Source organism: Vibrio litoralis DSM 17657 (assembly GCF_000426765.1).
Taxonomy (GTDB): Bacteria; Pseudomonadota; Gammaproteobacteria; order Enterobacterales; family Vibrionaceae; genus Vibrio; species Vibrio litoralis.
In genome coordinates this window covers 26,025-45,120 of the sequence record NZ_AUFZ01000003.1, presented here as the reverse complement: position 1 = coordinate 45,120, position 19,096 = coordinate 26,025, and the positions used below count along the sequence as shown (strand labels likewise).

The 19,096-nt window shown below is 37.9% G+C and carries 13 protein-coding genes and 2 pseudogenes; 9 read left to right on the top strand and 6 right to left on the bottom strand.

What is annotated here, in order from left to right; translation table 11 throughout:
• Positions 1–15: 15 nt before the first annotated feature.
• A complete protein-coding gene (locus K358_RS0101380; RefSeq protein WP_027695152.1) occupies positions 16–960 on the bottom strand; it encodes a hypothetical protein in 945 nt (314 codons plus the stop codon).
• A 119-nt stretch (positions 961–1,079) separates the two neighbouring features.
• Positions 1,080–1,694 carry a Tn7-like element transposition protein TnsE gene (locus tag K358_RS17840; RefSeq protein ID WP_244875213.1) on the bottom strand — a complete coding sequence of 205 codons (615 nt, stop codon included), beginning with the start codon at positions 1,692–1,694 and terminating at the stop codon, positions 1,080–1,082.
• A gap of 345 nt (positions 1,695–2,039) precedes the next feature.
• Between K358_RS17840 and K358_RS0101370 the strand changes: the two genes are divergently transcribed.
• Together K358_RS0101370 and K358_RS0101365 are read left to right on the top strand one after the other, a co-directional pair.
• A complete protein-coding gene (locus K358_RS0101370; protein ID WP_027695151.1) occupies positions 2,040–3,239 on the top strand; it encodes a ParA family protein in 1,200 nt (399 codons plus the stop codon).
• The gene (locus K358_RS0101365) at positions 3,239–4,318 is read left to right on the top strand and encodes a ParB family protein (protein ID WP_027695150.1); all 1,080 of its coding nucleotides are present in this window, start codon (positions 3,239–3,241) and stop codon (positions 4,316–4,318) included. Before K358_RS0101370 ends, K358_RS0101365 begins: the two co-directional genes overlap by 1 nt.
• Positions 4,319–4,401: 83 nt before the next feature.
• On the opposite strand, the gene K358_RS0101360 is transcribed toward K358_RS0101365, so the two are convergent.
• The 3 genes and pseudogenes from K358_RS0101360 to K358_RS0101350 all read right to left on the bottom strand — a co-directional run bounded on the left by K358_RS0101360 (position 4,402) and on the right by K358_RS0101350 (position 7,290).
• Positions 4,402–4,884, bottom strand: a complete 483-nt coding sequence (locus K358_RS0101360) for a mobile mystery protein A (RefSeq protein ID WP_027695149.1) — start codon at positions 4,882–4,884, stop codon at positions 4,402–4,404.
• A 671-nt stretch (positions 4,885–5,555) separates the two neighbouring features.
• Positions 5,556–6,962: pseudogene (locus tag K358_RS17835) on the bottom strand (HipA domain-containing protein).
• On the bottom strand, positions 6,955–7,290 hold the full coding sequence (locus tag K358_RS0101350) for a helix-turn-helix domain-containing protein (RefSeq protein ID WP_027695148.1): 336 nt from the start codon (positions 7,288–7,290) through the stop codon (positions 6,955–6,957). Before K358_RS0101350 ends, K358_RS17835 begins: the two are co-directional and overlap by 8 nt.
• 783 nt (positions 7,291–8,073) lie before the next feature.
• Between K358_RS0101350 and K358_RS0101345 the strand changes: the two genes are divergently transcribed.
• Positions 8,074–9,141 (top strand): replication initiation protein, encoded by a 1,068-nt coding sequence (locus K358_RS0101345; protein ID WP_027695147.1) that lies wholly within the window; start codon positions 8,074–8,076, stop codon positions 9,139–9,141.
• A 527-nt stretch (positions 9,142–9,668) separates the two neighbouring features.
• Here the strand turns inward: K358_RS0101345 and K358_RS0101340 are convergent.
• On the bottom strand, positions 9,669–10,037 hold the full coding sequence (locus K358_RS0101340; protein WP_027695146.1) for a hypothetical protein: 369 nt from the start codon (positions 10,035–10,037) through the stop codon (positions 9,669–9,671).
• A 158-nt stretch (positions 10,038–10,195) separates the two neighbouring features.
• Here K358_RS0101340 and K358_RS0101335 point away from each other — a divergent pair, with 158 nt between their 5' ends.
• The 6 genes and pseudogenes from K358_RS0101335 (at position 10,196) to K358_RS19480 (ending at position 18,833) form a co-directional block, all read left to right on the top strand.
• A complete protein-coding gene (locus tag K358_RS0101335) occupies positions 10,196–10,594 on the top strand; it encodes a LexA family protein (protein ID WP_027695145.1) in 399 nt (132 codons plus the stop codon).
• Entirely contained in the window at positions 10,595–11,851 is a 1,257-nt protein-coding gene (locus tag K358_RS0101330; protein ID WP_027695144.1) for a Y-family DNA polymerase, read from the top strand. It abuts the gene before it with no gap.
• Between the two features lie 66 nt (positions 11,852–11,917).
• The gene (locus K358_RS19145; RefSeq protein WP_156888664.1) at positions 11,918–12,055 is read left to right on the top strand and encodes a hypothetical protein; all 138 of its coding nucleotides are present in this window, start codon (positions 11,918–11,920) and stop codon (positions 12,053–12,055) included.
• Between the two features lie 764 nt (positions 12,056–12,819).
• Positions 12,820–13,890: a replication initiation protein gene (locus K358_RS0101320; RefSeq protein WP_038149444.1), complete on the top strand. Its 1,071-nt coding sequence runs from the start codon at positions 12,820–12,822 to the stop codon at positions 13,888–13,890.
• Between the two features lie 1,133 nt (positions 13,891–15,023).
• Positions 15,024–15,266, top strand: a pseudogene (locus tag K358_RS18905) (type I restriction enzyme endonuclease domain-containing protein); the annotation flags it as partial.
• 3,438 nt (positions 15,267–18,704) lie between these two features.
• Positions 18,705–18,833 (top strand): hypothetical protein, encoded by a 129-nt coding sequence (locus K358_RS19480; RefSeq protein ID WP_264298504.1) that lies wholly within the window; start codon positions 18,705–18,707, stop codon positions 18,831–18,833.
• Positions 18,834–19,096 lie beyond the last annotated feature (263 nt).

Genomic DNA, 19,096 nt, shown 5'->3' with positions numbered 1-19,096 from the left:
CTTGAAAGGAATGAATTACTGTTCGCCAGCTTTCAAATACCCCAAATCAATTAATTGTTTTCTCATTTTTTCGCTGTGCATCATTCTAAATCCAGCTGCATAGTATTTCTTGCTCGAAACTGAAGCTGGACTTAAGCGCGTTGTTACGCGAGCTGATTGATTGAAGATGGCCAAAGCATTTTCACCCAAACTACGTCTAGCAGAAATTGTGTGATCATGATTATCGCCAAGTATAGCGTCTGATTTAGCGATAATTTTCATAACCTTATCAAATGGCCTTCCCTCGACATACCCTCTTTCTTCACGTTGAAATCGGCAAAACGGCAATGCTAAATATTCACGTATTGTTTTTGGAGTGATAAGGATCTCTCCAAATCCTAACTGGACACGTAATCGCTTCTCTAATGAAAATGCGCTTATAGCATTATTATAATCAAACTTATTTGATTCATTAATGTAAGGCTGTGCCCATGAATGATCTGTACCAGTGGTAAAATTGCAGCCAAATAAATATGCCGCACTGGAAAGAGCCAACCCGAATGAAGTGTGCTCTTCACTTGGTAATGAATCTATATCTAAATCAATACCGGTCAGTAGCTTCAAAGATAAATCCTGTGAAACTTCAACGGCCATCTGGTGACGAATAACAGAGGTTTCGATCTCAAAACCAAACGCATTTACTCCGTTTTCATCAAGGATTTGAGTTACAGCAAGTACCTCACCAACAAACGCTGCAATCTTTTCTGATTGAATAGCATCAGACGAAATTTCCACAATTAAAGACCCAACGCCTCTTTTCAGCTTGTTTGGATCAACTGCATAATTTTTATGAAGAACATCTAAACTTGGAAGCAGTTCGTCTTTGAAATCAATAGTCCAAGCGACCGTGACGTGATACTTGTTTTTATATTTTTCGACTAAAGACTCATCGGTATAGGTACGAAGTAAGTGTGTGTTCATGTTAACTCCTAGGTATCAAGTGATTGTTATTCTTCAACTCCAACTAATTTGAAGCTCAAGAATAACCAAGGCCGAAGCCTTGATTATTTGTTACAGCCTCAACCACATAGCTAAAAACACTAGAGTTTCTCAGCAACCCTCCCAGCCCAGTCTAAGATAGATTCAGTTGGAATACCTGTCGAGTGCCCCTCTACTGACTTAGGGTGAGATATACCAATATGCTTTTTGAAGCCAAACATGGCATCCATTTCTTGTGTTGGCCATCCAAGAGACTTTGTTACCACGCCTTTTTTAATTCGAGAAAACTGCTCTTTCCAGTTACGAGTATCAATCTGTCGCAAGCATTTGGTAGAAATCCATTTATTCAGCCCTGTGACATCAATTTCAAGCAAGTAATTCACATGCCCATTTAACTCCACGACAACGCAACGGATCGTTCTCTTTGCACCAGACTCAATCAAGTGACATTTGCTGCGCCCGACCTGATCTAGTTCATGAGTGTAAGAGTCGATGATTGTGCAGGCGTATTTTTCCTCTAGCATTTGTACCATTATGTTAAAAGCAGTAAAACGCGAGGCATACTCCTCTGATTGATCAGTACAATCTTGTATACCTCCACCCATATCTGCACAAGATATTTCACCATTACTACTAGGTTCATTGGTACTGACCGAATCACTAGCTTTCTTGGAGGTATCTTTACTACTATCTGATCTATGACTCCTTTTCGGCATTGTTGCTTTCGACGTTGAAAACCGATTTTTAAACCTTACTGAGCAGGTATTTTCTCCCAGAAAGAATGCTTGGTTCGCATCGGAAGCTTCCCTTGTATCTTGAAGTTTTGGATGATTAGCTATCCTCCAAATACGCTATTTCCTATATATTGACACATCAAAATACGCTACTTCCTATATATTAGGATCACAATTTACGCTATTTCCTATAAAAGCTATGCATTATTACCACCACTCTTCGTTTAGTTTAAGCATCACAAAAAAAACCAATCAATACCTCAATAATCACTGGAGACATCAAAAAACAAGGTATATACTGTTTCCAATTCCACTATGGAGGCGGAAATGGATACTAATCACACCACACAAGATTTTCAGCAACTTAAAGAAGGTGCTGACCAATACATAAAGCGTCGTAACTTGCGCTTGTTGGCGAACCATCGCAAAGAGTTGCGTAACTTCACACGAGCCGAAGCATCAACCTATTTAGGTATTGATGCTAAAACACTCGATAAGTATGTCGCCAGTACTGAAATTGATCCTCGACGTCATGAAGATTCTCAATGGTCGATTGATATTGAAGAAATGTATCAAGTTCGCGCCCTGCTTCCTGAATCTTTACGTAAAGAAATTAAATTCGAACGTAGTAGTAAGCAAACGGCACAAGTGATTGTTATTCAGAACCAAAAAGGTGGTGTGGGTAAAACCGTATCTGCCGCAACTATTGCATCAGGTTTAGCGACGGAATTTCATCAAGAGTACCGTGTAGGTTTAATTGATATGGATGGACAAGCCACCCTATCGATGTATTACGCACCAGAAGCGGCCCAGGAAGGCTGTTTATCCGTTGGTGATTTAATGATGCGTAACTTTGATTTAGATGAAGGTGAAACCTACGAACAGGCTGTATCGGAGGCTTTTCTACCTACCACTATACCGAACCTACGAATTTTGCCGGCATCTCAAACGGATAGAGCTATCGAAGGCTGGTTCCATGAACAAGTATTCAGTCAACAACTACCCTCCCCTTACTCTATTTTAAGCACGATCATTGATACGGTTAAAGATGAGTTCGATATCATCATCATCGATACGCCACCATCACTTGGCTATGCTACTTACAATGCCTACTATGCCGCTACCAGTGTTGTCTTTCCGCTCTCCATTACAGAAAATGACATCGATGCAACCTGTTCATACTTTAGCTACATTCCACAGGTCTGGGCATTACTGAAAAATGCCGACCATGCCGGTTATGATTTTATGAAAATATTGCTAACCAATCATAAAGACAGCTCAACCACGACCGAGCTGATGAACAGCCTTTATGATCACTTTGCACCCTATTTGTACTCAAAAGAGTTCAAAAACAGTGAAGCGATCAGACAATCATCCTCACTACTCTCAACCGTGTTTGATATGTCAAAAAGTGAGTACCCGAAAAGCAAATCTACTTTTCAAACAGCACAACAAAATAGTTACGAGGTCACAAGTCAAATTCAGCGTGACATTCTCAGCGTATGGCGTGAACAGGAGCAAGCATAATGGCGAAGAAGCGCGGAGCGATCAGCCCACTAGGAAACACAGTCGGCTCTCAAGAAGCACAGCAAGGTGCCACTCAAGTGAATATAGACTCACTATCTCGCCAGCTTTCTACTGAGATTGAAAAAAGTGGTCAATCGGTAGAAGCATTTCTCGCTAAGCAGTTTGGTATTGAAGCGGTTGGCAAAAGTGTTGACTGGGAATTAGCATCAGGCCAGAAAGCAACCTTCCATGAACTCACACTGAGTTATGAGCAAGTAAAGAACAATACCTTTGTCACCTTTGATGTAAATGGCCGTGATCAGTCATTACTCACCAAAGAATCATTACAAGATCTCGATTCTATTCAGTTCCAACAGTTCTACCCTGCCGTAGGTTATGAAGTTGATGGAAAAATCGATGTACTGGATGGCTCTCGTCGTCGCGCACGTTTCCTACTTGAAGATGGTAAGCTAAACCAGTTTAAAATCTTGGTTACAAAAGATGCCCTATCAACCAGTGACGCAAAAGCGTTGGCCAAACAGTTACAAACGGCCAAAGAACACAACTTGCGTGAAATTGGTATGCAGTGCCTTGCGCTAAAAAAAGCTAACGTTGATATTACTCAAGCTGAACTTGCCCAAGAACTAGGGTTAAGCCAAGCTGGCGTCAGTAAGGCAATGAAAGCTGCAAATATCGATTCAAAATTAGTGGCATTATTCCCTGTCACTAATGCCCTATCTCATCAGGATTATTCTATTCTTGATAAAGTCATAAAAGCCTTTAGTGATAAGGCTTCTTTAACATCATTTATCAAAACCATTGACAAAAAACTTGTCAATATTCAGGTTGAATATTCAGTAGAAGAGCAAAAAGACGCCCTACTTTCAGCGATCAAAGCTGAGCTAAAAATAGCCGAAGCTAAGCAAGAAAGAGACAAAGCTGAAGTCACCCCATTAGCAGAGTTCGAGACCAAAGGCGTGTTTGCACGTAAGCGCGTGAAAGGCCGTAACTTCTCGTATGAGTTTGGAAGATTGCCGAAGAAGGTTCAAGATGAGTTGGATCAGGCAATAACTAAAATAATAAGTAATCACAATAATTAAGTTTAGATAATAAACTGAGACTTCATTAAAAAAGCCTCAGTTTTATTTCAATGCTCTCTCTATACTAATAATCATTACTTTTATTAAGACTTCCACAGCGCCCGACCACCTGATTGTTTTATTTCATCAGCCAATAACCTAATCATTTCATTTTGTTTTTCAGGACTTAGTTGCTGCATTTCCAAAAACATATGTTGATTAGTAATATCAACTAAATTTTTCGCCAAATCATAAGCTCGTTCTTCTATGGTTTGTTCCACTGTTTGTTTCGGTACAATGGCATAGAGCAACTCAGAATCTACGCCTGATGCTAACTGCTTTAATTGATTTATTGTTATGCTGCCGTCTGCTTCTTTTCGTTCAAGAATCGAAATTTTATTACGAGATATACCTAACCTAGCCCCTAGTTGAGCTCCTGACATATCTAGTGCTTCACGAATAGTGCGAACCCAACCTTGTTTGGGCATTGTCGGCAACCTTAAGCCAATTAAACTATTCACTTTTTCCTTTAACTGCTTAATTGCAATGGATTTTACGAAATACTGAGAATGTAGATGTTTAGCCATAATTAATATCTAATCTAGAGGAACACAGTAACATCGTATCACTTTACTGATACACTTTCTTATTTAAGTATCGATTTTTGGATACTTTACGTTTAACTCTTGTCAATATTCAGCCTGAATAATGATAAATATTCACTCTCTTTTAGAATGAGAGATAAACATAGCTTTATGTGTCTAGCCCCCTACTTCAAGTAGAAGCTGACCTTGTTCTCGGTGCTACGTGGAAAACCATGAGTATTGAGGAAGGAATATGTGGTGAAATAGGAAAACCAACCTGTTCCAACTATGTTAATCGACGAAGAAAAATTCTACTTTAATACCATTAAGAAAAATCAAACCGTCAATTTGGGGTATCAACAAACTCATGTGTCTGTTGTAAGTTGCTCTTCTCAACAGCTCAATCATTTGTCATGTCTTTTTCATTTTGGGAATCTATTTTTTGTACCCGCTCAAGAATAAACTAATTTATGTGAATGAATCGAATTTCTCCCCTACCATCCACTATTTCAGCCTAATATCCAGATTTTCACAACAATACATAACTATCATAGCCAAATTAAAGCATTAGTTGTGTCATGAACAATAACAAAATGATGCATCTTCATGTCACTTTCCTTGTCAATATTCAGCCTGAATAATGACAAATAATCTAGGTTTCGTTGAAGTTACCATTAAAGAAGTTCGCTCATTTCTGGCACACTGCCGGCTTGCGCTAGCAAGTATTCACATTCTGTTTGGATGAGTGATACACATAGTTCTATGTGTTCACGCTCTCTATCATCAATTCCTTGAGCTTCGGTAAGTCCAATTGTTTCTTTCAGGGCATTCTTTATAGCACTAACGGTTTCTACCATTATGGAAGCCATTTTTGTGCCTGAGTAGCCCAGCAGAGCGCCGAACTCAGCTAAATCATAGCTGGTTATAGGGGATTGAAAGTTACCTTTCGGCGGATTTTGAAAGTCTTCACTATCCCAATCACCAATCGACATGGCAAAATATTGAGGAATACTGGCGGCACGCCCATCATGACTAGACAATTTACCGCTTCGTGAGTTGTGCTTTGCTCCCTCTTGAGCGATAGCTTCTATGTTTACTAAATCATAAAAAGGGGCCAGTTCAAGACCTTTAGGGATCACGAAAAAGCTAATATTTTTACCATGAGCATCGTAGTTTAGCGTTGCTAGATTAAAGAGCATCCATTGGGTAAGCTTTAGGTTAGTGATTACCGTGTCTATGGTTTTGACGTTAAGTAGACGTGGGAAAGAAACGCCATCACGCATATATACGCCATCGCCTTCATCCCCATTCTGACGCTCGTATTTGTAACCAGGAGGTAAGTCAGTCGCCTGATAACCATCAATCACATGTTTTCGTTGAACGACATCACGATCTTCGATATAGGAACGATCGAACCTCTCTATTATCAGTGTCCTAGTCATCCCTATACGAGTTAACTCAACATTAGCGGCATCCAAACCAGCTAGCTTGGCTAATGTCATACAGAAGAACTCATTAACAGCAATGCACGGTGCTTTACCGCTTTCAAACTTCAGAATGTAGTCTGAAGTTAATTTGCCTTCACCAAACCCCCACTCATTACCGCGCTAAAGTAGGTTTAACTTGTTTTGAACTCCAGCAACCGAAAGGCGAACCTTGCCGTCCCAATATACTAGTTGCGCTAGATTTCGCTCTAGTTGTTCTATTAGCTCATCATCAGGTACAGGTCTAAAGCTGGTATCCTGAGGCTCTGAGCCTGGAGCTCGAAAAGATAATACGCCTGATGTTTCCGCACCAAGCTTACGAATCAGTCCGAACGTATTGCTTTTGGAGATAGTAGTGTTTTGTATCATCTCCTCAAAAGCTTCACCTTCAGGAAGGAGATTTCTGAGATAGTTTTCGATACTACGTGGTGAAGCCTGATCATCGAAAGGGATATGTGGAGAAATCGGGAAACCAATGTGTTTCCATTCATTTTCATAGATGGATGAGAACTCTGCTTCTGTTCCGACAGGAAGAATCAAACGACCAATCTTGGTATTCGTACCGATAAACACGTCTAACTGTTGTAACTTACTCATACCAACCGTCCTCATTGCTTCGCACACTGTTTTCATCTTGGGAGATTATTTGGCTCTGTGGACGAATAAATAGGTTCAAGTCGACAAGGCGTAACGACAGCCCTAAGATATCCATGAGGACGAGTATATTGGCAAAGGTGACACTGGTATCGCCTTTTTCTACCTTCATGACAGTTCTACGAGATAAATTGGCTTTTAAAGCGAGATCATCAATACGCCAACCTTTATCGGTGCGCTTTGAGCGAATGGCGCTCCCCAGCGCTTCCATACTGAACTCGGTATTCAAATCAGGCATAGGTTGTGCCTTTACCATCTTACCTTTTTTCATAAGTGCCTTTTAATGTACTTTTATAACTGTTAGGTTCCTCTTTTATTATAAGTTCACTATAATTCACTTTTATGATGACTATCTAAAAAATTAACTATAAGTGCAATATAAGTTACTTATAGTTGGTTTACTAGCTCAATAGTCAGATCAGTTTGAGGATCAACGACGCCGTTATATGACTATCCGTTATCATCTGACAGGCATACCTAGTCTATGACTTTTTTATAGCATTATCATTCCCCATGATTTCGCACGCATGAGTGTTGTAATACCTCAGGCTGAATTTGCCGCTTGTTAGTCCTTTATATTTGGACGTTGCTGTCTCGAATATTGAACGATAGTGATAACAAGATTGGACGCTTCACTAAGCAACTTATCAATACCTTTAATTATTTATCAATTAATAAAGCTACTGACTCAATTCTGTCAAAACCTAATTTGGTTCACTATGATTCTTTATACCTCTCAGGCAGTTGCTTCAAAGCTATTCAACGTTACTACTACCGGGTTCACAAATAATCATCGAATTAAAAATAGTATACAAATTTACTTAAGGAGTAGGGTAGGGACGATAGATTCCAATGAGTCTCCTTCTTCCTTTAAAACAGTAGCTAACCAAACACACACCACTTTAAAGGTTAACTCCTGTTTACATCGAATATTTTTGTCAATATTCAGCCTGAATAATCCAGGTGATAGAGATACCAACTAGATAACAAAATCTAGGTGTCACTACCTAAATTCTGTTATTATCACCTAAATTCTGTCATTTGGATTATTAGAATGGAAGATCACTCTTTATATTACCCAGTCGTAAGCGACAAGCTACCAAAACACATAAAGAAAGGGCATCAGCTTGTATTTAGCAGACAGGACTTGTCTGCACGAGAAGCTGACCTTTTTGCTCTCATGATTGCTAACATGAAAGTTACCGACTGGGATAAAAACACCCCTCATTATGAGTTCACATCACATCAACTTTCTGAATGGCTCGGTATCAATTCTAAACACATAGGCAGTAACTTAAGCCCAGTGGCCAACCGACTTGCCAGCCATAAAGTTGGGATAAAAATAGAGACGAGTAGGGGAGAGGTAGAATTTGATTACCGCCCTTTATTCAAAAATATAAAATACAAAAACGGCGTGTTAACGATGGTGCCGAACGATATGCTTAAAGCCGAGTACATTGAGTATAATCAAGGGTTTGCGCTTATCAATACACATAACTTTCTTGATCTTAATAAAGAATACTCAAAGCGACTCTATGAATTATTAAGCCGCTTTAAAGACCAAGGTTTTGAAATGCACCCTCAAAAACTGAATGATTTGAAAGGTGTTTTTGGTTTACTTGATGAGGCTGGAAAACTTAAAAAAGATAAAAGTTCTTTTAAAAACAACAGTGTGTTCATGAAACGTTGTATTCGTAACAGTATTGAAGAACTTTCTAAGCACCCAACAATCAAAAAAGAACTCTTATTTTTAGAAAGTAGCAATGGCGATAAAGGCTTTGAACTTATCAAGAAGGGGAATCGTATCGTAGAGATAAAATTCTTATTCCGTTGGCTTAAACAAGGTAACGTTGAAGAGCTCAATCTACACGATGTTAAAAACACGATTCAAGTACTTGAACTAAAGCGCTTACAGCATAAAGAACGCCTATCTGATGAAGAACTTATCAAGCTGTCAATGGCATACCGATACTTAGGCAAAGATGAGTATGCAGATAAAGTGGACCAAAGCTTAGCAAAACGCCAAGCAATCATAGAGCCACAGCAAGAAGAAGTGGAAGTGGACTCCGTTTTAGAAAAAATTAATACTCTCATTGAGATAAACGACAACCCAGATTACTGAGACCTAGGTTACACTTTTTAGGTGTATATACCTAAATTATGTTATCTACTCACTAAAAAAGTTGCATTCATAACACTTTTTAGGTCAAAGGTAGCAAAAAAATGGTTTTGTCATCAGCAAAACCATTAATTACCTAAATTGTGTCATCTAAACACCTAATAAATGATCACAAACACCTAAAAAGTGTTATCAACATACCTAAATTAAGATCAAAGAAGCCTACTATGTGATCATCAAGACCTAAAATATGTGATCAACCCACCTAAAATGTGATCACAAAACCCATTTAAGTTAATTTAAAACAACAACTTACAATAGCTATAGTTTTTATAGCTCACATAGATATTATAGTTTTAATAGTATTAAATAGATCTTATAGTTGATGTGGATAAGTGGACAATCTTCGATTGACACACTTCACCACATCATTTCAAATTTTCTTATCTTTCCTTTATTTAAGACAGGATGCTCGACTTTCTCTGAGGAGGGAACTATTCATAGATGAAGTTAACCACACTCCCACTCAATTAAGGAGAACGGTAATCATAGTTCTTGTTTTTCTCTCTCGGTATTTCTACCGATAGCAATTGATGTGATTTTTTATCTACTTTTAATAATAAATCTGTAGGGCAGCAATGCGGATCATCTGGAAAATAGGTCTGTCCTGGTAAGTAAATAAAATTATCATCTTCAGTAGCTTTCCAATGATAAAAATTAATTTGACTTGTTACTGGGAAAAAGCGTTTAAAAAAGGAATCCTCATGGTAACTATTGAGTGTTTCTGCTGAAATCTCCATGATTGATTTTTTTGTGTCACTGATTCCAAATGTTATTGGCTCTGATGAGTAGGCAAAAAAGGTAACTAAGTATATTAGAGGAGTGACCGTACGTACCATATAGCTTCCTTACCCTGTTAATTTTATTAGTAAGTGTAGATCAAATAACAATCAAACTTCACTCCTTGTAATGAGAAATTAGTTTCTCCTTGCGTTTTCGAACAATATCCTTAAAAATAACACTGTGTATTTATACAGTATTATTTTTAGGTGTTTCCATGAAAGTCACTCCAATTTCTGTCAGTGCCGGTATAACCGGTTTTGAATCTCCAGCCTCGGAATACTCTCAACTAGGGTTAGATCTTGATGCACTTTTGATTAAGCACCCCCATGCAACATTTTTTAGTCGCGTCTCTGGAGAATCTATGCGTGATGATGGCATTTTTGATGATGATATTTTAATCGTCGATAGGGCAGTGAATGTGGTTAATAACAGCATTATTGTAGCTAACTTTAATGGCGAGTTCGTGTGCAAGCGAATCAACACTCAACGAGGGTTACTGTTGTCATCCAATGATGATTATGCGCCTATTTCGATTCATGATTTAGATTCGTTTTCTGTTGAGGGGGTCGTTATTTGCTCTCTACGCTGTCACATACCTGTATCCTGGTGCTAAATGTTCGCTTTAGTCGATGCCAATGCGTTTTATTGTAGTGCGGAACAAGTATTCCGGCCTGATTTGCGAGGCAAGCCTATCGTTGTTCTATCGAATAACGATGGTTGTATCGTCGCGGCTAACCGCCAGGCAAAAGAGCTCGGCATCCCCAAGTTTAAGCCCTTTTTTGAAGTGCAAAGATTATGTGAACGTAAGGGCGTCGTGGCTTTATCGTCCAATTATGAGTTATATGCCGACTTATCAGCCAAAATGATGACCGTGATTGGGCGCTTTGCACCTGAGCAGCATATCTACAGCATCGATGAATCATTCTTATCTTTGAGACACTGCCAACAAGCGATCCCAGATTTACGTGCGCATGGCGTATTGATCCGTAAATCCGTATGGAAAGAATGTCGTTTACCGGTGTGTGTAGGAATGGGGGCGACACTGACCTTAGCAAAACTTGCCAATCATGAAGCAAAAAAAATACAGGGCTATCAAGGTGTTTGTGTGCTGGATTCAGACGCTGAACGTATCCATATTTTAAAGCATGTTCCTGTCTCTGAAGTGTGGGGGATTGGGCGACGATTAACGACAAAGCTCAATGTTATGGGCATTAAAAGCGCTTATGATTTAGCGTGCTATGACCCCATGAAAGCACAGCGATTCTTTAATGTAGAGTTGGAACGCACGGTTCGAGAATTAAATGGCCAAGCTTGTAAACAGTGGGATGCGATACGTGCGGATAAGAAACAGATTTTTTCAACGCGCAGTGTCGGCACTCGTATCACGGATTTAGATACCTTACAGCAAGCCTTAAGTAAGCATGTTGGCATTGCCTCCGCTAAAGTCAGAAAGCAACAATCCTTATGTAAAGTAATTATGTGTTTTGCATCAAGTTCACCTTTTGATGCAATCCCAGTCAGCAGTAAGGCAGTACATCATTTTCCTTATCCTACCTCAGATACAACCGTCATTACCCAGGCGGTGAGACAGCTTGCAGAGCAGATATTTAAGCCAGATGTGCGATATTACAAAGTCGGTGTTGGACTGGTTGATTTAATTGATGGCAAACATGCGCAAATTGATTGGCTGAATCCCAACCCTGACGACCCAAGATTGATGAAAGTATTAGATGGCTTGAACCAACGTTATGGTAGGGATTCGTTGTTTGTGGCAGCACAAGGTACGGTTGAAAAGTGGGCAATGAGACGAGAAAGGTTAACGCCTCAGTACACGACAAAGTGGGGGGATATACCGGTGGTGAGGTGTTAGTGTTTTTCAAATTTGAAAGGTATAGTATCACTACTTATTGTGTCTTGATGGCGAAAGGTTATAACTATGAGCGTTATCTTTATTTTTTGGGGTATTTCATTGGTCATTGGCTTACTGACTTTATTCGCCTCTCCTTTAGAGAAGAAACTGGATAAGTTAGAAAAATGCTTGTTGGATTATGCAAATTCAAATAATGAAAAGTAATGAAATATCGTGTTAATAATCCGATGATGTAGCTATTCCTGCTTTATTTCGCGAACCTCTTCGCTCGTTCCTCCCTCAATCGGTGGCTCAACCAAGCCACCAATATTCACAAACAACGTTCATTCTGTCGTTTGATTATCTACATGAAGCGAAACTTGGAACCTAAAATAGGATCTATAGTAGTTAACAAAAAAGTTTGCTTTTATTGTTATAAGCAAACTTTTTTGTAAGTTTAGAGCCTGTTTTACATGTTTGTTTGCTTTTCTTATTTTCAGCAAACAATTTTGTCGATTTAAACATTGTATGAAGGTTTGTTGGTTGAGGTTGCAGCATTTATTCACTTATCCACACACACTATAAAGATCTATTAATAACTAACAAATCTAAAGATCTAACTAGACTAAAAGACTAAGAGATCTATAGCAGTTTTATCTTGTTGATTTTAAATGCTTTTATCTTAATTAAACGACAGGTTTGTTTGCTTTTAGATCAAAAAGGTTTGCAGTAAGATCATATTCGTTTGCTTTTGGATCAGATTTATTTGCTTTACCACCTAAATAGTTTGCTTTGATGCCATGAAAATTTGCTTATTGATCATTTACTTGTCTTAAAGTGTACAAGAAAGTTTGCTTTTTCATATTGAAGACAACTTTTAGGCTTTGATAGCCTTATTGAGCAAATAATTCTGTGATTTAACTTCATAATTTACACGTTTGTTTGCTTTACGTTTCATGTGTGAGTATATTTTGAGCATAAGTACAAGAATGTTTGCTTGTAGCAAACAAACGTGTGAGTTAACGATGAATTCTAAAAATCTACCAACCCATATAAAGAAAGGGCATCAGCTCGTATTCTCACAACAAGATTTGACGGCTAGGGAAGCAAACTTGTTTGGTTTAATGATAGCTAACATGCGCCCTGAAGACTGGGAAGGTAATACTCCCGAGTATACTTTCACTGCAGCGCAGCTTTCTGATTGGCTTGGTTTGAATAATCGAGCGATTGGTTCACAACTTAATGATGTGGTTAGCCGCCTATCCTCTAGAAAAATTGGGATCATCCAAGAATCAAAAGGGGATACAGAATTTGAGTTCACCCCTCTATTTAAAAAAGCCAAATACAAAGATCGTGTTTTGACGCTAGTGCCTAACGATGCTCTAGCGAAGGAGTACGTGGAATACAACAAAGGCTTTTCACTGATTAATACCAAAAGCTACTTAGGATTGAAGCGAGAGTACACCAAACGCCTCTATGAGATACTTTCTCGCTTTAAAGGCGATAAGAAGCTCAACCTAATGGAAGTTGAAGCGCTAAAGGCTTATATGGGCATTCTGGACGAGAAAGGGGATATTAAAAAGAATAAGAGCTCATTCTCAAACAATGGCGTGTTTATTACTCGCTGCATTCGAGAAAGCATCATCGAGCTTAGTAACGATCCTAAAACTCAAAAAGAGATCATGTTTCATGAATCTCCTGATGGCCTGGGTATCAAGCTGCATAAACATGGCCGTAATGTACACTCTGTTGAGTTTCTTTATACGTGGATAAACGTTAAAAACCCTGTTGAAGTTCTGAATTTTGAAGATGCTAAAAAAATTATTACTAAGCTTGAAACAAAGCGTCTAACTGGGGATGAGCCTTTAACAATCAATGAGCTTAAATCATTGGCTGCTGCATATCGCGTTTTTGAAGAAGATGAACAAGCAGAGAAAGTTGAAAGAGCGATTATTAAGCGTCAATCAGCAGGGGAAGGTGATGAAAGTGAGGTGGCTGATAAGGCATTTTTAGACAAAATTAAAGAGCTCCAACAAATGAATAATGATGTTGAGTATTAATCAGTTGTTTGTACCTTCTTAACAAAGGAAGGCCATATTGTAAAAATTGAAATTGCAGAATCTCTTTTGCGTTCCTGGTTAATACATGTCCGTGGTTGTGAATTTGCAGAGTTAAATTGGAAACCATCTCCCGAATGGTTGCCTAAATGTGATGATATAGAGAACCTTTTTGATTCAGGGAATCCTTCGGTAAAAATAGCTATGGGACAATTGTCGAAGTTGATTTCGGGGTCGAACCAAAAGTATGTAGATACTAAAATGGCTGCGATCACAGTTGATACGCTGCCATTCCTAAATCGAAAATGTAGAGTAGACGACATCTGTTACCAAGTGTCGTCGCTTTAAGAACCCAGCGTGCAACTTTCACGGCACTAGGCTCAAGCCTTCACTAAGTCACCGATTGGCATCCAGTAACTTATAATGTTGATAACGCACGTAACTGTGATGAGATTTATTTATGCCATTAGCTGTTGGCCAATTGTGAAACTACTTGTTTCGTGAATTATCTCAGCCACATTTAGTGGTGTAATATACTCATCATACTGCTCTGCACCACACATGAACATTGATACAAGGAGAAACCAAATTAAATTAATGAGTTACACAGATACTGATGCTGAAATACTGTTGTCTGAGCTGGTATCGATCGGGCAGCGAGCTTCGGATATGTTTGATCAAATAAAAGAGATAAATAATGAGCCGTCTGCTCAAAGGGTCTACAAACAAATTGGTTTAGCACAGCACCCACTGTTAGACCTCTACACACATGCACGAACAGATACATCCGTGTTGCTGAGGCGCTTAATTACTGTACTCACATTGGCGAATTAGTAACCTTTCTAGAGGAGAAGCTAATAGATCCTGACGAAGAAGTATTTCATTCTGCTTTCGCTTACATTGAGCAGAGTGGTGATGGGGGGAGTTTTCGAGATATGCTACACCTTTTTGGTGATGTAATTAAAATGTATCGTACTACGCACAGGTTGTTGAAGGAATTACCAGCTACTGTGGCAGCAAAAATGGAGTTGATCCCTTAACTAAAATTAACTACAAATCCATCTGAATCAAAAATGCCTCGAAGTGTGTTACTCAATAACCCTACAAGTGCCACAATGATTATCTTTTTCCATATATTTTATCGTGCCTTGGTAGAAAACGAGTCATCCGTTCGTGAATTAGGTAATGAAAATTTGCGTCAACTCGTCATTGAATGGGCTCAACAATTACGTAAATCTGCGACGGTAGATTGGCAGAAACGGGAAAGCGTTTGAGCTCGTATGCGTAACCTTGAACGCTGATTATTACGCAAATGGAAATACCCACCAGATGCTGCTGAAGAAGCGATTAAGCTTGTGTTAGAGGAAGCAGAAGTGTTGGTTGGTATGCGGCTTAAATTATTTGTAGAAAAACACAAAGGCAAGGTGAATTCACCTTGCTTTTTTTGTTGGTACGTTGTGCTTAATCTCCCCCCTTCTTTGTCGCAAAATAAAACGGTGAATACAATTATTTTTAAGTCGATGAAAGTAACAATAGTTTCAAAATTTAGCTCTGTATGGCTGAAATTTAAGGGAGAGTGTAAACAGTTTTTTTAGTCTTCGACCTCTTAACGTTTTCAACATTCTTGAGCGAAAGTTGATGTGTAAACTTTCGCTATTATCACGAGGATTTATGTACTTGACAAAGGAGTGTTTTCTAAAAAGTTGTTGAGAGTATTCATGTTCTAAGTGGTGGTCGTTGATGCCTACTTTTATGGTAAAGAATGCTCAGAAATATTTTGAAGGCATTAGATGGATTCTGTCGAGGAAATGCAAGTTTGTCATCTTTGTTGGACGATGAGTTTGGAGTGTTTGTACGAAAAAATGACGTGATAGTGTTTAAAATAATATAGAAAAACATCTTCTTTTATGGCTTCTACTTTTGTAAATGGTGAGAGGATATTATGGTATTTCTTCCTACTATTCACATGAGAAAAAATTGTATGCTTCGAACGAATTAAGGCAAGCAACGACGTGCATTTCTGCATTTATTGTTTGCGATTCTATGAAAATATCATGACGAAAAATCATTCAAATTATGAATGTTTTCTTGTGATTATACGGTGATGTTTTTTGCAAAAAAAAACGGAATAAAGTTATCCAATATGATGTGTTCATTGGCTATGAAATTGTGAAAAAATAATGGATTTAAGTCATGTTTATCTATGATGTAACCGCAAAATTTAGTCCTTGCCGATCTTGTTTTATCGTATAGTTAGTTCTGTTTTATAGACGAATATCGTACTTGGTTAATTTGGTTATATCTTTTTAGTAGGTCGTTAGTGGTGTTTTTTTGAGCGTCGATTGGTTGTCAAAATGTCAAAGTAACTGTCAAAATGTTCAAATCTGCTATCAAAACACATTGCAACGAGTGTCAAATTGCTCAAATCAACTATCAAAATGTTCAAATCGTCAGTATCAAATTGCTCAAATCAATTATCAAATAGCTATCAAATTAAAATTTTCTCGTGTGTCAAATTGCTCAAATCAACTGTCAAAATGCTCAAATCAAAGTGTCAAATTGCTCAAGTCGACTGTCAAAATGCTCAAATCAAAGTGTCAAATTGCTCAAATCAAAGTGTCAAATTGTTCAAATCGACCCTATTTAAATTTAATTATTTAAATAAAAGTTAAATAGGCATGCATCGATATGCTCTGTTTAGAAAGATTTTTGCGATAAAAAGGGAATGAGAAAACAAAAGAAAATTTTTAAGCATTATTCTACAAGAGAAAGTGGTAATCGAATTGATGTGATTTACAACATGTCCCATGCGTCTATAAAATCATCAGAACAGTTCCTGTCAATTAGCAGTCAGATATAAAAAATGAACACGAAGCATATTAATATTTTGAACGTGTTTAGTAGTAACACTTCGGTGAAGTAATGTGGTTTGAGTTTTATTGCAAAATTAAGATAGCTTCCGTTAGATTTTCTCAATCTTGATGCTTCATTTTTTATGCATGGTTCAGTGCATTTAATTTTTGTGATGATGGATAGAGTTTATCAATTCCCATGTTCAATTTTATTGCTTGGTGATTGCAAAATAGAATGTGCTCTTTAGGTGTTTGAAGTTATCCCTGAATTTAAATCTGGATAAGAGCGAATGGCTAGGTGAAAACAACGAAAGTTAAGCATTTTTTTCTTCCATCCCATTTTGAAAAACGTTAGCTCAACAATCTGTAATTTAATTTGCAATGGTTCAAAGTAGATCCGTAACGCCAAAGGTTTTTTGATGCATGTGTATGCAGACTAAGTGAAGAAGATGTGAGTGAAATTGTTTTTGTTATAAGCAAATACATATCATGCAACCAAGGCATTAGTTTGCGTTTCAATAATCATTTTTCTTTTAAAAAATCAAAAGTAGATTCATTGCAAAGTTCCTTATCTAGTTATTGCGCGAATAAGTTAATGAAACATGTACGGGGATTAGTGGTGATTCATAACTGCACCAGTTAATGGTTTTGGTTATGTGTTTGTCATTTTTAAGTTGATACTTTTAACCTAATTGTTCGTGTGACATGAGCATCGATGTTTTGGTTTTTTTTGATTGTGAAAATTTAACTTGAGAATGGAGATTGCCTCCTGGTTTTTTGTTCTAGTTTCGATACTTTTTATGCAGCTAAGAGAGATATTAGAGTGTTTTGGTATTGGATATGGATTGACTACGTCAAGATAAAACTCATTTGATCTAAACGGTGAATTTTAACTGGGCTTAAAGGGAGTGAATGTTTTGTCATTGGTAGAGTGGTGTGAATTGTGACTACAGTGATCTGAAATTTAAAATACTAGGATGTATTCAATAGTTAAATTTCTGTGGGTGGAGCAAGAATGCAATTTACATAGTTACGGACATTAATTTGATTTATCGAATTGCTTTCACCATCCCTCGTTGAATCTATTGAAATGTTTATTCCAGAACTATGAATGGTTATCACAAACAACGTCGTGCACATTTTTAAGCAAATCAAAAATAGAGCCACGCAATGAACAAGGATTAATTCACTGTTTACGGAACGTAAAGAACTTACTTGGTTAGTGTTGGTCATGAGAAGTCATGTTCAAGTTAAGTCATCGCAATTGAAAACTAAGACTCGAACATACCAAGGACATGTAGCTGAGTTAAAACTGAAAACCACGGAAGTAATGGATTGCGATTGTAAGAAACAGAAAATCAAATACGACGTTGATGGGGAAGTGAGCAATTCGCTTGTTTTGTTAGTTTGTCATTTTCAATTTTGCACTAGTGATGGATTCAGAAAAACCAGACTGAATTTTTTATTGGGATGAGCAAAAATAGGGTTGCAGATTGATGCTTTGTATTCTTTCGTCATGGTGAGAAATCTCACAAAGTGCTCGACGCTAGAAAAGCACTTCAGACCGCGAGTTATTTAGGGAATAGAACAAAATACTTAAACCACACCGTATTAATGCCATTTTAACACCCCAAAATGGCCAACTGAGAGTGTTTAATTGAAATGTTGAGGTGTTACAGCTGTGAAGGTGAGTAGCGTGCTTACATGGCCATTTAGAGCGAAAATAAAAGAAAGTAAGTTGATGTTAAACGAACTCTGGAAACTGAGGGGAATTAAATGACTAAACTTGGTCGCTTATCCTAAACGTTGATCGCGTTTTATTTTTGTCGAACATTGTGAATAAATCCGCTATTTTTAAACGTAAACACAGTCATATCCTAATCAGACTTTAAGTGACAGTGTAGCGTTGGTTGCGTGGCTTTTCCTGACGTACCACAGCAAAATGATTATCTTTCGGAGGAATGTATGATTACGATAAACCTAGCCAATGGATTTGTACCACTTCTCATTGCTTTAGGTGGGCTCATGATAGGAGCCGCTTTGATGCTTTACTATGCTTACAAATGGGATCAGCGTCATTCTGATGATGATTAATAAACTATTGAAAATAAGTTATTTACTTCAAATGGTTATTGGCTTTTAAATGGCCATGCTTAAAGCCAATCGAACACTTATCATTTCGATAAATTGATATAACCATTTGTTTCATCATATCTCTATTGTCACCCTTCTAGCATCACCGTAGAATCTCTAACAATTAAAAGGTTTTACTGCGACGCCAACAGTCGCACGCCACCCTAATATCGATGTTATACCTAAACAAAAGGGTATAGATGTTTATTTTGGCTTTTTATCAC

Excerpts from the sequence above, each read along its gene's own strand:
- K358_RS19480 (WP_264298504.1), top strand. The coding sequence starts at position 18,705 with ATGATTACGATAAACCTAGCCAATGGATTTGTACCACTTCTCATTGCT.
- K358_RS17840 (WP_244875213.1), bottom strand. The coding sequence starts at position 1,694 with ATGCCGAAAAGGAGTCATAGATCAGATAGTAGTAAAGATACCTCCAAG.
- K358_RS0101380 (WP_027695152.1), bottom strand. The coding sequence starts at position 960 with ATGAACACACACTTACTTCGTACCTATACCGATGAGTCTTTAGTCGAA.
- K358_RS0101335 (WP_027695145.1), top strand. The coding sequence starts at position 10,196 with ATGAAAGTCACTCCAATTTCTGTCAGTGCCGGTATAACCGGTTTTGAA.
- K358_RS0101370 (WP_027695151.1), top strand. The coding sequence starts at position 2,040 with ATGGATACTAATCACACCACACAAGATTTTCAGCAACTTAAAGAAGGT.
- K358_RS0101340 (WP_027695146.1), bottom strand. The coding sequence starts at position 10,037 with ATGGTACGTACGGTCACTCCTCTAATATACTTAGTTACCTTTTTTGCC.
- K358_RS0101360 (WP_027695149.1), bottom strand. The coding sequence starts at position 4,884 with ATGGCTAAACATCTACATTCTCAGTATTTCGTAAAATCCATTGCAATT.
- K358_RS0101365 (WP_027695150.1), top strand. The coding sequence starts at position 3,239 with ATGGCGAAGAAGCGCGGAGCGATCAGCCCACTAGGAAACACAGTCGGC.
- K358_RS0101320 (WP_038149444.1), top strand. The coding sequence starts at position 12,820 with ATGTTTGCTTGTAGCAAACAAACGTGTGAGTTAACGATGAATTCTAAA.
- K358_RS0101330 (WP_027695144.1), top strand. The coding sequence starts at position 10,595 with ATGTTCGCTTTAGTCGATGCCAATGCGTTTTATTGTAGTGCGGAACAA.
- K358_RS19145 (WP_156888664.1), top strand. The coding sequence starts at position 11,918 with ATGAGCGTTATCTTTATTTTTTGGGGTATTTCATTGGTCATTGGCTTA.
- K358_RS0101345 (WP_027695147.1), top strand. The coding sequence starts at position 8,074 with ATGGAAGATCACTCTTTATATTACCCAGTCGTAAGCGACAAGCTACCA.
- K358_RS0101350 (WP_027695148.1), bottom strand. The coding sequence starts at position 7,290 with ATGAAAAAAGGTAAGATGGTAAAGGCACAACCTATGCCTGATTTGAAT.